The sequence below is a fragment of the Rhodococcus sp. LB1 genome, from assembly GCF_001583455.1.
Lineage (GTDB): Bacteria > Actinomycetota > Actinomycetes > Mycobacteriales > Mycobacteriaceae > Rhodococcus_F > Rhodococcus_F opacus.
Genome location: NZ_LTCZ01000037.1, coordinates 22113 through 34747, shown reverse-complemented (window position 1 = coordinate 34747; position 12635 = coordinate 22113). Strand labels below are relative to the sequence as shown.

12 protein-coding genes are annotated in these 12635 nt (G+C 68.4%); 5 read left to right on the top strand and 7 right to left on the bottom strand.

Annotated elements, in window-relative coordinates; all coding sequences use genetic code 11:
• From AZG88_RS07710 to AZG88_RS07690, 5 genes are all read right to left on the bottom strand, one after another.
• Positions 1 to 1454, bottom strand: a 1454-nt coding sequence (locus AZG88_RS07710) for a condensation domain-containing protein (RefSeq protein ID WP_231913869.1), incomplete at its 3' end; no start/stop codon positions are given.
• Between the two features lie 269 nt (positions 1455 to 1723).
• Complete coding sequence (locus AZG88_RS07705) at positions 1724 to 2506, bottom strand: polyprenol monophosphomannose synthase (RefSeq protein ID WP_037180769.1); 783 nt, start codon at positions 2504 to 2506, stop codon at positions 1724 to 1726.
• Positions 2433 to 4136: an apolipoprotein N-acyltransferase gene (gene lnt, locus AZG88_RS07700; RefSeq protein WP_061040900.1), complete on the bottom strand. Its 1704-nt coding sequence runs from the start codon at positions 4134 to 4136 to the stop codon at positions 2433 to 2435. The genes AZG88_RS07705 and lnt overlap by 74 nt, the downstream gene beginning before the upstream one ends.
• A complete protein-coding gene (locus AZG88_RS07695) occupies positions 4126 to 5730 on the bottom strand; it encodes an amidohydrolase (protein ID WP_061697366.1) in 1605 nt (534 codons plus the stop codon). Before AZG88_RS07695 ends, lnt begins: the two co-directional genes overlap by 11 nt.
• A 12-nt stretch (positions 5731 to 5742) precedes the next feature.
• Entirely contained in the window at positions 5743 to 6249 is a 507-nt protein-coding gene (locus AZG88_RS07690) for an FxsA family protein (RefSeq protein ID WP_005246351.1), read from the bottom strand.
• 202 nt (positions 6250 to 6451) lie between these two features.
• On the opposite strand from AZG88_RS07690, the gene AZG88_RS07685 reads away from it, so the two are divergent.
• Entirely contained in the window at positions 6452 to 7069 is a 618-nt protein-coding gene (locus AZG88_RS07685; protein WP_061040902.1) for a hypothetical protein, read from the top strand.
• A 27-nt stretch (positions 7070 to 7096) separates the two neighbouring features.
• Here AZG88_RS07685 and AZG88_RS07680 read toward each other — a convergent pair whose 3' ends face one another.
• The gene (locus tag AZG88_RS07680) at positions 7097 to 7756 is read right to left on the bottom strand and encodes a response regulator (RefSeq protein WP_005246353.1); all 660 of its coding nucleotides are present in this window, start codon (positions 7754 to 7756) and stop codon (positions 7097 to 7099) included.
• Positions 7757 to 7933: 177 nt separating this feature from the next.
• Between AZG88_RS07680 and AZG88_RS07675 the strand changes: the two genes are divergently transcribed.
• From AZG88_RS07675 to AZG88_RS07660, 4 genes are all read left to right on the top strand, one after another.
• Positions 7934 to 8362: a CBS domain-containing protein gene (locus AZG88_RS07675; RefSeq protein WP_005246355.1), complete on the top strand. Its 429-nt coding sequence runs from the start codon at positions 7934 to 7936 to the stop codon at positions 8360 to 8362.
• Between the two features lie 11 nt (positions 8363 to 8373).
• Positions 8374 to 8658: a YciI family protein gene (locus tag AZG88_RS07670; RefSeq protein WP_005246356.1), complete on the top strand. Its 285-nt coding sequence runs from the start codon at positions 8374 to 8376 to the stop codon at positions 8656 to 8658.
• Between the two features lie 122 nt (positions 8659 to 8780).
• The gene (locus tag AZG88_RS07665) at positions 8781 to 9452 is read left to right on the top strand and encodes a PAS and ANTAR domain-containing protein (protein WP_005246357.1); all 672 of its coding nucleotides are present in this window, start codon (positions 8781 to 8783) and stop codon (positions 9450 to 9452) included.
• 198 nt (positions 9453 to 9650) lie between these two features.
• Positions 9651 to 11204: a hypothetical protein gene (locus AZG88_RS07660; RefSeq protein WP_061697365.1), complete on the top strand. Its 1554-nt coding sequence runs from the start codon at positions 9651 to 9653 to the stop codon at positions 11202 to 11204.
• On the opposite strand, the gene AZG88_RS07655 is transcribed toward AZG88_RS07660, so the two are convergent.
• Complete coding sequence (locus AZG88_RS07655) at positions 11176 to 12597, bottom strand: FAD-binding protein (protein ID WP_063886783.1); 1422 nt, start codon at positions 12595 to 12597, stop codon at positions 11176 to 11178. The two genes, AZG88_RS07660 and AZG88_RS07655, sit on opposite strands and share 29 nt — an antisense overlap.
• Positions 12598 to 12635: the final 38 nt, after the last annotated feature.

Genomic DNA, 12635 nt, shown 5'->3' with positions numbered 1-12635 from the left:
TCGCCGTCCGGGTTGCTGCGGACCGCACCCGCGAGGAGGTCGGGCAGAGTGACGGGTGCGAATCCGGCGCGCCCGGTGGCGGGTACCAGGCTGCGGTGTTCGTCCTCGTCGAGGAGGTCGAGGTCGCCGATCCGTCGTGGTCCCTCTGTGTCGGAGATGAGGAACGCGCCGAGGAACCTGGTGAACCGAGCGTGATGCTCGGCGAGGGTGTCTTCGGAGTACAGGTCGGGGTTGGCCTCGAGGTCCAGGTTGAGGCTGGTGCCGGCGACCCCGTGGTATACGTTGACTGCGAGGTCGGTGATGGGTCCGGTCGACAGCAGTTCGAGTCGGCCGACGATGCTGCCGAGGGTGATCTCGTTGTGGAACAACATGACGTTGATCAGTGGGCCGTAGAAGCCCTGATGCTCGGTGGCCGCGTCGCGTCGGATGTCGATGTGCGGGTACCGCTGATGCCGGAGCGCCGCGGTGACTTCCAGCCGGACCGCTGCCACCAGATCCGTGTTCGTCATGTCCGGGCGCACGTGCAGTCGCAGCGGGACGACGTTGGACACCATGCCGCCCGAGCGGCGGAGCAGCGCGGTGGTGCGGGCGGTCACGGGCAGGCTGACCGCGACCTCCTCGCGTCCGGTCATCCGGGAAAGGTACGCGGCGAAGGCGGCGATGACCTCGAACGCGGTCGACGAGTCGTGGCGGTCCGTCGCAGCCTCGAGGTGGTCGACGAGGGCGTCGGGGATCTGGCCGCCCGTCGTGCGGCTCCGCGCCCGCGCGGGGGCGCTCCGGTCGACGAGGCTGTGCGGTTCGCCGATGGTGGACACCCGCGCGGACCAGTACTCCCGGTCGGCCCGGTAGCGCGCCGACGTCCGGTAGTCGTCGTCGACCCGGGCGACGTCGGTGAGTTCGGCGGCCTTGGACGGCCCGGGGGCGCGACCCTCGACGGCTGCGGTGTACAGCTCCGCGGTCCGGTCGACGAGCGTCACCGATCCCATGCCGTCGAGCGCGACGTGATGGACCCGGCTGTACCAGTAGTGGCGATCCGGCCCGATGCACAGAAGCGCCGAGGTAGTGAGCCGATCGCGGCACACGTCGAGCGGGGCGGTGTACTCCTGCCGCATCCACTCCTTCGCCGCGGCCCGTGGATCAGGCTCGTGCTGCAGGTCGACGAACCGGACCGATGCTTCCAGGGTCGGATCGACCAGCTGGTAGGGAACTCCGTCGACCTCGACGAGTCGGAGGAATGCGGAGCCGAGCTCGCGGCCCGCGGTGATCATCGACTCCGACAGCAGCGGTACGTCGAGCGCACCCACCAGTTCGACGCACTGCGCGATATTGACGGGTACGTCGGGATCGAGTTGCTGGGCGAACCACATGCCCTGCTGAGCGGCGGAGAGCGGAAATGCACCGTCCGGAATGCGACCCTCGGTGGTCACGTCACCACTCGGCACAGCTTCGACCACCTTGTTCGTCCTCTTTCCCGCTCCGGCGGTGGGACGAACCCACCGGCCACCGAAGAAACTCATAGTGACCTGCGAACCTGGGAATTAACCGAACATTACCCGGGAGTACGCTTCAGGTTCCTATCGGACATACGGTTCGGACCGTTTCACCGCGTCTCACAATGTGGACACCGCGCGGGTTTACCCACGTGGATCCTGTTTCCGGGCCATAGATACAGCACTGCCCCACTCCTTCCGGGAAGGAATGGGGCAGCGGTCGGCGCCGAGCCTTAGCCTGCTGTCACACCCTTGATCTTGGCGACCCGGTTCCGCAGCCCCCACTGCGTGACCTTGAGCAGCGCCTCGCGAACGATCCCGCCGCTCATCTTGGATTCGCCGATCTCTCGTTCTGTGAACGTGATGGGAACTTCGCGGACGTCGAAGCCCTCCTGAATGGCCCGCCATGCCAGGTCGACCTGGAAGCAGTAGCCGTGCGACTCCACCGCAGCGAGGTCGAGCTTCTCGAGCACCTCACGGCGGTACGCCCGGTATCCGCCCGTGATGTCCTTGATCTTCACGCCCAGGGCGAGCCGCGAGTAGATGTTCCCGCCGCGCGAGAGCCACTCGCGGTGCTTCGGCCAGTTCACCACCGTGCCGCCCGGGACGTACCGCGAACCGAGCACCAGGTCGGCGCCGGCGTCCACCTGGTCGAGGAGGCGATGCAACTGCTCGGGCGCGTGGCTGCCGTCCGCGTCCATTTCGACGAGAACGGTGTAGTCGCGCTCCAGACCCCAATGGAAACCGGCGATGTAGGCGGCTCCGAGGCCGTTCTTCTCGGTGCGGTGCATCACGTGGATGCGACCGGCGTCGTCGTTGGACGCGAGGGCGTCCGCGACGTCTCCGGTGCCGTCCGGGCTGCCGTCGTCGACGACCAGAACATGCGTCCGCGGCAGCGCCGCATGCAGACGCCCCACGATCAGGCCGAGATTCTCCCGCTCGTTATACGTCGGAATGATCACCAGAGTCCGTGCGCTCGGTGCCCCGCTCTGCCCGGAATCGGTCTCCGATGCCATGAGGATCCTCCCTGCCGGCGATTGCCGGCGCCTTCTCGGTACTGCGTTGAATCAGTGTGCGAACTGTGCGTCGTCGTTGCACCACGGCGAACGCGACGGCAGCGACGGCGCCGACACAGAGGAGAACCTCCGGAATCGGGCCGAGCCGACTTGCCAGCGTAGTACCGGTGCGCAGCGGCACCTGCGACACCAGGGCCGCGGGTACGAAAAGTGCGGTTTCCGCCGCCGTGGATCCGTCGGGGCCGATGATCGCGCTCACACCGCTGGTCGCGGCGACGACGACGGCGCGGCCGTGCTCCACGGCCCGCACCTGCGACATGGCGAGCTGCTGGTAGGTCATCTCGGTGTCGCCGAACGTGGCGTTGTTGGTGGGGACGGCGAGCAGTTCGGCGCCGCTGCGCACCGACTGCTCGAACGCCCGGTCGAACGCCACCTCGTAGCAGGTCGCGACTCCGACGGCGATACCGTCCGCGTGAACGACCCCGTCCCCGTCGCCGGGAACGAAGTTGCCCGCCCGGTCGGCGTACGAGGAGAAGTGACGGAAGAACCCGCGATACGGCAGGTACTCGCCGAACGGCTGGATGATCTTCTTGTCGTGCTGCTCCTGCGGTCCCGCATTGCCGTCCCACACGATCACCGAGTTGGTGGTGGTGCGGTCGGAATTCACGAGCACCGCCCCCACCAGAATCGGCGCACCGATCGCCTCGGACGCCCGGGAGATGTCGGCGGCGGCGTCGGCGTTGCGCAGGGGATCGATGTCGGACGCGTTCTCCGGCCAGACGACGAGGTCGGGTTGTGGCGCCGCGCCCGACGCGACGTCGTCGGCGAGTTCGAGGGTGCGGTTCACGTGATTGTCGAGGACCCGCTTGCGTTGGTCGTTGAAGTCGAGTCCGAGTTTGGGGACGCTGCCCTGGATCGCGGCGACGGTGATCGTCCGGTCTCCCGAGTCCATGCCCGGCAGTGTCGGCCACAGCGCGAGCGACACGACCGTCGCGGCGAGGGCGGCGACCAGACCGCCTGCGAGCGGCCGTGTCCAGTTCGTGGCGCCGCGCGCCCGGGCCCGCACCGTCATGGCGACGGATGCCAGTCCGGCACCGGTCAGTGCGACGGCGAAGCTGAGCAGCGGGGCACCGCCGACGCTCGCGAGCGGCAGCAACCAGCCCTCCGACTGGCCGAACGCCAACCGCCCCCACGGAAAGCCGCCGAACGGCACGCTCGCGCGCAGCCATTCCGTGAGCGACCAGCACGCCGCGATCCACAGCGGGGCCCACCGCAGCCGGGAGACGAGCACGGCGAGCACCCCGAACAGTCCGATGTACAGCGACTCGACCGCGGCGAGGGCAAGCCACGGCAGGGCTCCGACGAACACCCCGATCCACGGGAGCAGCGGCACGAGGAAGCCGAGTCCCGCGAGATAGCCGTAGCCGAAGCCCGCGCGCAGTCTCGGTGCCGCACCCCCGGCTCCGGTGAGGATCAGCGTCAGCAGGGCGATGCCGATGGGCGCGAGGAACCAGAGGGGACGGGGCGGAAAGCCGGCGAACACGAGGAATCCCGCGGCCACCGACAGGACGGAACGCACCAGCACGCCGCGCTTTCCGGTGATCCAGCGAGACGTCGTGCTACCGCTCATGGACGACGCTCCCCCGGTGCACCGAACGCAGCAGGACGGGCGTGGGCGCGTCGTCCTCGAGCCGCGGCAGGGCCGGGACCCGGGACCGGGGATCGGTCGACCACCGCTGCACGGAGTCCTTGGGCGCGCTGACCACGAGTTCACCGGCATCCCATACTGCGTACGACGCCGGCGCTCCCGGATCGAGCGTCCCGGCGAGACCGTCCCGGACCCCACCGGCCCGCCATGCACCGCGCGTGGCAGCCGAGAACGCCGCGCGGGGGGAGATCCCGCTGCCGGGCGTGCGGTGGTGGACGGCCGCGCGCAGCATCGCCCACGGGTCGACCGGGGTGACGGGTGCGTCGGAGCTCAGCGCCAGCGACACCCCGGCGGAGGCGGCGGCGGCGAACGGGTTGAGGGTGAGGGCACGCTCGGTTCCGAGGCGCTGCGCGTACAGGCCGTCGGTCCCACCCCACAGGGCGTCGAACGCGGGCTGGACGCTGGCGATCACACCCCACTGCGCGAGCCGCGCCGCGTCGTCACCGGTCATCATCTCGGCGTGTTCGAGTCGGTGTCCGGCCTTCGCGACCGCGGGACCGCCCAGTTCGTCGGCGACGACGGCGAACGCGTCGACCGCGGCCCGGACGGCGGCGTCGCCGATGACGTGGAATCCGGCCTGGATTCCGGCGATCGTGCAGGCACGCACGTGTGCGGCGATCTCGTCGACTCCCAGGTAGCTCTTGCCGGTGCCGCCGGCCAGATCGGCATAGGGTTCGCTGAGCCACGCCGTGTGGGAGCCGAGGGATCCGTCGATGAACAGGTCGCCGCCCAGCGCGTGGGCGCCGGTGGCGTTCCGCAACTTCCTGGCCTCGTCGGCGTCGGCGACCGCCTCACCCCAATAACCGCGGACCTCGACACCGTGCGGGGTGGCGAGGAGTTCACGGAAATCGTCGAGTCCGGCGATGTCGGGGCCCCCGCACTCGTGCACCGCGACGATGCCGCGGGAGGCGATGGCGTCGAGGGCGGCGATGCGGGCGGCGGAACGCTGCTCGGCCGTCAGCAGCGAGCGCGCGACGGTGCGGGCGGCGTGGTGCGCTTCGAATGTCAGCGGCCCCTCCGGCGAGAACCCGGCGGTGTCGCTCAGATCCGAGACCGACCGGCGCAGGGCGGTCGAGCAGACTGCCGAATGGACGTCGATCCGGGACAGATACACCGTGCGTCCGGGCGCGGCCTCGTCGAGTTGCGCCGTGGTGGGGCCGGCGCCTTCCGGCCACGCCGATTCGTCCCAGCCGTGTCCCCAGATGACCGCGTCGCCGTGGGTGCGGGCGAAGGACGCGAGCCGGTCCAGGCATTCGCGAAGCGATCCGACACCGACCAGGTCGAGCCCGACGATGTTCAGCCCGAGCGCTGTGACGTGCACGTGGGTGTCGACGAATGCCGGGGTGACGAACGCGCCGCCGAGGTCGACCACGTTGGCGCTGGGGTGCAGCGCACGGGCCGCGCGATCGTCGCCGACCCACGACACGACACCGTCGGTCACTGCCATCGACGTGGCGTCTGGAGCAAAGGAACTGTAGATTCGGCCGCCGACCAGCAGTTGTGTAGTCACAGGCAACCAGTCTGCCTGTTAGGGCAGAACGCGGGGATCACGGGTCGGGGTTCGGGGCTCCTCGTCGATCACTTCGCCCTCGAAGACCTCGTCGACCACCTCCCCTTCGATCACCTCGCCGCGACCGCGTCGGGGCGCCCGGGCGAACGCCTCCGCCCCGGCCGCGACGGTGGCGGCACGCCTGCCTGCCAGCAGGACCACGACGGGCCGAAGTGCCCACCGGGTGGGGGGAACGAGGAAGAGCAGCCCGAGCACCGAGGTGACCAGGCCGGGGACGAACATCAGCGCGGAGCCCAACGCGACGAGTGCGCCATCCGCGACCGCCGCACCCGGAGAGCCGTCGCCGCTCGCCGCCCGGCGCAGGCCGTCCATCACACGACGCCACTGCGACCGCATCAGCAGCAGTCCGATCAGCGTTCCACCGAGCAGGAGGAGCACGGTCCACAGCACGCCGATCGCGTTACCGACCAGGACGAGCGCGGCGATCTCCACCACTACGTACAACAGGAACAGTGCGGCGTACATGACGCCCCCTTTCGGACGGCCGGGTCATCGAGGGTCTGGGTCAACCGTCTGATCGTTCAACGTTCGACGGCGCCGATTTTCTCCCGGCCGCAGATATCGAAGAGCTCACAATGCTAAACCTCAAGTTGACATTGAGAGTCTGCGCATGATGCAGTTCACTGCGATGGGGGTCTTCCGACCCCGCGCACAACGAGGAGCCGATATGACTCGTTCCACCGTCTTCCGCCGAGCCGCAATCGTTCTCGCGTCCGCAGCTGCCTTCGGCATGCTGTCTTCGGGACCGGCATCGGCAGCACCGGTCGCCGACTTCGCGAAGGGTGCCGCCGAACTGCAGGCGCTGGCCACCGAGGTCTCCCCCGCCGCGACGGCCGCCGTGGACGCTCTTCTCGGCGCCAGCGTGTTCATCCCGAAGGACGTGCTCGAGGTCGGACTCACCACACCGCAGGACTTCATGTACCCGTCCCCCACACTCGGGTGCGGCGTCGCCGACAAGCCCGCGACGGTCACGCTGGCGAGCGCTCAGGGCGGACCGAACCTGTTCCCCCAGATCACCGCGAACCAACTCCGATTCCAGGCCATCCCCGCCTACGTCGCCATCCCGCAGACGTCCGATCTCAGCGTCGCCTGGATCAACCTCACGACGTTCCAGGGCGGGATCGTCAAGCTCGACGACACGCTGCCGATCATCAATACCCCGCTGCTGTCGAAGATCGTCGACACCGGCAAGGGAACCGTCCTCGCGACGATGTTCGGCACGGTCGGCTACGCCGACTCCGTCACGTGCACCGTGGTCCCGACCGTCGGCACCTTCACCGTCTAGCGGCAGTACGCTTCCCCACCCGCCGGCCTACGAGCCGGGTCGCACCAGGCCCGTCTCGTAGGCCAGCACCACTGCCTGGACCCGGTCGCGGACGTTCAACTTGGTCAGAATCCGGCCCACGTGCGATTTGATGGTCGACTCCGAGAGGAACAGCTGACCGGCGATCTCCGTGTTCGACAACCCGGTGGCCACCAGTTGCAGCACTTCCCGTTCACGCTCGGTCAGCACGTCGAGGACCTGCGGGTCACGAAGCGGACCCGGACCGTCGTCGAGGAACCTCGCCAGCAGCCGGCGGGTCACCTTCGGCGACACCACTGCGTCCCCCGCGGCCACACTGCGGATGGCCGACACCAGGTCTTCCGACGGGGTGTCCTTGAGCAGGAAGCCGCTGGCCCCGGCCCGCAACGCACCCATGGCGTGCTCGTCGAGGTCGAAGGTGGTCATCACCAGCACGCGGCTCGCGACCCCCGACTCCAGGATCTGGGCGGTCGCGCTGACCCCGTCCACCACCGGCATGCGGACATCCATCAGCACCACATCGGGTTCGAGTTTGCGGACCGCGGCGACCGCCGCCGCGCCGTCGCTCGCCTCACCGACGACAGTGATGTCGTCCTGAGCGTCGAGCACCATGTTGAGGCCCATCCGCATCAGTTCCTGGTCGTCGACGAGTAGCACGGTGATCGGCACAGCGCCAACCTAACACCGCAGTCCCGGTGGGCGCCCGACCCGCACATCGGTCCGTGGGACACGGCGGTCACGAGTAGATAACCAAACCAAGACCGGCAGAAGCTCTAGCATACGCTCGAAGTCTGCCTATGATCGAATCGGCGGCCAGTCGGAGTGCCCAGAGATCGGGGTGTCCAGATGCGAATCGCGGATGTGTTGCGGAACAAGGGCCCGGCCGTGGTGACGGTCGACCCGGAGATGCCGGTCAGCACGCTGATCGGCGAACTCGCCAGGCACAATGTGGGCGCCCTGGTGGTGACGGAGAACGACGCCGTCGTCGGGATCGTCACCGAACGCGACGTGGTGCGCCGCATCCACGAGCGCGGCCCCGACATCCTGAATGCCCGGGTCGTGGACATCATGACGACATCGGTGTTCACCTGTCTCCCGACCGACACCGTGGACAGTCTCGCCGAAACCATGACCGAACGCCGGATCCGGCACCTGCCGGTGATCGTGGACGGGCAGCTGGTCGGCATCGTCAGCATCGGCGACGTGGTGAAGAGCCGGATCGGCGAGCTGCAGACCGAACGCGACCAGCTCGAGTCCTACATCGACCACGGCTGAGCGAGAACCTCATGGCCCTGTTCGTCGTGGAATACACGTACAGCCCCGAGACGTCGTCCCTGCGCGACGATCATCGGACGCAGCATCGTGGGTGGCTGACCGAACTCGTCCGACGCAAGGTCATGCGTTCGACCGGCCCCCTCGCCGACGGCCACGGTGCGCTGTTCATCGTCGACGCCGAGGACGAGGACGCCGTCGCACGCCTGTTCACGCAGGATCCGTTCGCACAGGAAAATCTTGTCGAAAAGGTGCAGATCCGCGGATGGACGCCTGCGATGGGCGAATTCAGCGAGTAGGACGCACGTCACACCCAGCCGAACCGGGCTCGGCTCCGAATACCTCTAGCGGATCGTTCTGCGCACGCCGCGATGATCGCTGTACGAGTCGTCGTCGGCGCGAAGAATTGAAGGAAGTACGTATGTCCGGGTTCCCCCTCGCACCGACCGACAGCCTCGGCCACGATGAGTTCACATCGCTGGTCGTCTCTCTTCCGCGCCCCGTCTGCGTTTACGACGACCGACGGCGACTGGTGTTGACGAACCCTGCCCTGGCCGACCTCGTCGGATACCGATTGGACGAATTCGATCGTGTGGATCTCGCGGGTTTGATGCACCCGTCGGACGCGCCGCGGTGGTTCGGCCTCGTCGGGGGTGTCCTCGATACCGGCACCGCCCGAGCGGGCTTTGCCCGCGTCCGGCACAGGAACGGGAACTGGCTGTGGGCGCACGGGTTCGCCTCCACGTTCACCTCCGCGGACGCCCGCTTCGTCGTGCTCGTGTGGCAGGACAGGACCGACGAGATCTGGGACAACCCCCGCTTGCTCGACACGGCCGAAGTCGCTTCGCTCGACGTCGTGCGTTCGCGGGCAGTCATCGAACAGGCCAAGGGTGCGCTGATGCTCGTCTACTCCATCTCCGCCGACGCCGCGTTCGACCTCCTGACGTGGCGGTCACAGCAGACGAACACGAAGATCCGCGTGATCGCGGAGCAACTCGTTCTCGCATTCGGCGACGAAATCCACACGCCCACTTCGTTTCGCGACCGTTTCGACGCTCTGCTGCTCACCGCTCACGAGCGGCACCGCCGATAGAAAAAGCCCCCGGGGGCGGTCCCGCGACCTGGGGGCTCAACCCGCGGAACCTGGGCCGGTGGTGCCACCGGTGACGCTTCCGGCCCTGGGGCGTCGATTTCCCGTCTTCTCGAATGACTAAACAGTCGACGGGCACCAGCGAGTCCGAGTTCGGTGGCTGCGAGCAGCGGTCCCGGCTCCACTCTCTAGGATGTCGCGGTGTCCACAGGATTGCTGAACGAACCGCTCGAGCGGTCTGCCCCGCCACCGGTACCGAGGCCGTTCCCGGCCCCGGCGATCCTCGCCGTGTGCGGCGCGGTGGTGGCGGCCGTGTTGTTCTGGATCGTCTCCCGCAGCCTGACGGACGACGCCTACATCAGTTTGTCGGCCGCCAGGAACCTGGCCGTCCACGGGGAGTGGGCGATCGTCCACGGACTGACCGCGAACACGTCGACGTCCCCGCTCAACGTGCTGGTGCTCGGGGCATTGACATTCGTGACCCGGTTGTGGGGCCCGGGCGATCCCCTGTTCGCACTCGGAGTGCTCAACGTCGCGGTCACTGCCCTGTTGGGCTGGGTGCTGGCGCGGACGTGCAGGCGGCTCGGCCTCGGGACCGTCTGGGCGGTGCTCGCCGGTGCGCTCGTGGTGCTCAACCCGTTCGTGTTGTCCGCGGTCGGACTCGAGGTGCTGCTGATCCCGGCCGCCGTCGCGGTGATGGTGTGGTCGGCGCTCGAGGGCAGGGCCGCCTGGTTCGGCGCGGCCGCGGGCCTGGCGTCGCTGGTACGCCTGGATCTGCTCGTCTTCGTCGTGGTCATCGCCGCCCTGTCACCGGCGATTCGCACGCAACTGCGCCGCGCCCTCGCCGGCTTCGCCGCGATCGCCGGGCCCTGGTATCTGTTCAGCTGGATCGTCCTCGGTTCAGCTCTGCCCGACACCTTCCTGATCAAGCAGGGCCAGGCCTCCGATGTCGGCGGCTACAACTACCTCACCGGCCCCATCATGTACTTCGAGTCCAACCCGTGGCGGACCGTGGCGGCATTCGGTCCCGCGTCCCTCGCACTCGTCCTGATTCTCGTCGCGCTCGCCTCGTACGCCAGGCCAGGGAAGCGACCGGTGCCTGTGCCGCTGCTCGCGCTCGGACTGTCCGGCGCTCTCTACTACGTCGCCTACGTCGTGCTCGACACCGTGCCGTACCACTGGTATTATGTGGCGCCCGCGACCACGCTGGCGATGTTCGCCGTTCTCGCCGCCGGCATCCACTGGAGCGCCGCGCGCGACGCCACGGACCGCGCTGTCGCCGGCACACTGGCCGGCCTCCTCGCCGTGCTGGGAGCCGGCGCCGTGTACTACGACGTCGAGAGCGGTCTCCCGTGGGACGCACCCCCCATCTTCGGTAACTGGGCGAGCGCGCAGGATTACGAGCGGGTCGGCCGGGCAGTCGGGACCCTCGTCGGGGAGGCACCGGTGCGATCCCCCGGTGAGATCGGGACCCTCGCGTACTTCTGTGAATGCGTGATCGTCGACGAATTCTCCGACCGCGGATTGGTGGTCGAGGACCGGTTGGTGCCCCGTCTCGAGGAGGCCACCGAACCGGCGCGAACATTGCTGCGCGCCAACTACGCCTTCTTCGACTACCGGCTCGCACCCGTGAACCCCGCATTCGACCTCCGCTACGAGGAAGGCCGTGGTCCCGGCGGTCCGATGTCCTGGGACGTGTTCTCCGCCGCCCGCGGAGCCGGTCACTTCACCCTGGTGCCGCTCGCCGGCGGCTGACGCCGTCGTGCGGCCCGCCCTCGAAGACGTCGTAGCCAGGGGTGAGGACGTGATCCGGGTCGAACTTCTTTTCGGCCTCACCGAGGCGGTGGAACGCCGACCCGAAATGCCGGCGCCAGTCTTCGTTGGACATGGGGAACGCGCTCACCGGGTAGAGCGTGCCGCCGGCGCTGCGGACCCGTTCGTACACGGCCCTGTTGGACTCCACGAGCCGGTGGGCGTCGTCGAGGTCGGCGGTCGTCGGCACCCGGACGAAGTTGAACGCGAAACACAGGCCCTCCGACGGCGTCCGCAGCAGCGGGCTGGTGATCGCTCCGGTGCGGATCGGGGACAGCACGATCTGACCGAATCGACCGAGGTCCATCGCTGGATCAAGGCTGCCCAGCTCCTCGTCGACCACCGACTCGACGTGCGAGTCTCCGATGAAGGTGGTGATCCAGGGGTGCGGGTGGAACCACTGGCCGTTCGCCCGCAACGCCGCTTCCAGCCCGGCCAGTCGCTCGAGGTAGTCGACGTACGCAATCGTGCTGGGATTTCGCCTTGCCGGGTCGTCGGACAGGCCGGCGAGCAGTAGCTCGTCGTCCGGCGGATTGCCGGTGAAGAACGTCGCCACGTCCAACTGGAACGACAACCCACCGGTCGGTGCTGCCAGGATCGCCCCCTGCACCGCGTCGAAACCGGCGTCCGCGGACAGGAGTCGCGCGTCCGTCAGCATCCCCGTTAGGTTCGGGTAGAACAGCACGAACCTGCGCACCTGCTCGGGAGCCGCGACGAGCTCGAGTGTCGCCTCGGTGATCACCCCCACCTGGCCGAGCCCTGCCCGCACCGCGTCGAACAGGTCCGAGTTGCTCTGCGCCGAACAGGTGATCGCCTCCCCCGTACCGGTCACCACGTCCATCGCGATGACGTTGTCGCTCTGGACGCCGTACCGGGAGGTCGTGCCGCCGACGCCCCCGACGACGAGTGTCCCGCCGACCGACAGCTCGAGGTAGTCGGTGAGCACGGGCGGGGTCTTTCCCCGCGGCAGGGTCGCGGCGAGCACCTCGCGCCACGTCACGCCCGCGCCGACGACGATCCGGTCGCCTTGAACCCTGCCGACGGAATGCAGTGTGGACATGTCGGCCACGATGCCGTTCCGGGCTCCGGATCGTCCCCACACCGAGTGGCGCTGCCCCTGCGCGGCGAACGTGCGGCCCCGCTTCGCGGCCCAGCGGATCGTCTCGGCGACGTCGTCGGTGGATCCCGGCAGCAGGACGGCCTCCGGTGCCGTGTGCACGATGTGCCCGAAATCGTCGGCAGCCTGTGCTCGCGCCACCTGGTCGAAACGCAGCTCGCCGTCCAGCGCCGGTGGCGGCAGATCGGTGGTCCGTGTATTTCGATGATGCGAGTCCATCGGGTTTCTCCTCCGAAGGATTGTACGACTCCCTCTTC

Excerpts from the sequence above, each read along its gene's own strand:
- AZG88_RS07705 (WP_037180769.1), bottom strand. The coding sequence starts at position 2,506 with ATGGCATCGGAGACCGATTCCGGGCAGAGCGGGGCACCGAGCGCACGG.
- lnt (WP_061040900.1), bottom strand. The coding sequence starts at position 4,136 with ATGAGCGGTAGCACGACGTCTCGCTGGATCACCGGAAAGCGCGGCGTG.
- AZG88_RS07690 (WP_005246351.1), bottom strand. The coding sequence starts at position 6,249 with ATGTACGCCGCACTGTTCCTGTTGTACGTAGTGGTGGAGATCGCCGCG.
- AZG88_RS07685 (WP_061040902.1), top strand. The coding sequence starts at position 6,452 with ATGACTCGTTCCACCGTCTTCCGCCGAGCCGCAATCGTTCTCGCGTCC.
- AZG88_RS07675 (WP_005246355.1), top strand. The coding sequence starts at position 7,934 with ATGCGAATCGCGGATGTGTTGCGGAACAAGGGCCCGGCCGTGGTGACG.
- AZG88_RS07670 (WP_005246356.1), top strand. The coding sequence starts at position 8,374 with ATGGCCCTGTTCGTCGTGGAATACACGTACAGCCCCGAGACGTCGTCC.
- AZG88_RS07665 (WP_005246357.1), top strand. The coding sequence starts at position 8,781 with ATGTCCGGGTTCCCCCTCGCACCGACCGACAGCCTCGGCCACGATGAG.
- AZG88_RS07655 (WP_063886783.1), bottom strand. The coding sequence starts at position 12,597 with ATGGACTCGCATCATCGAAATACACGGACCACCGATCTGCCGCCACCG.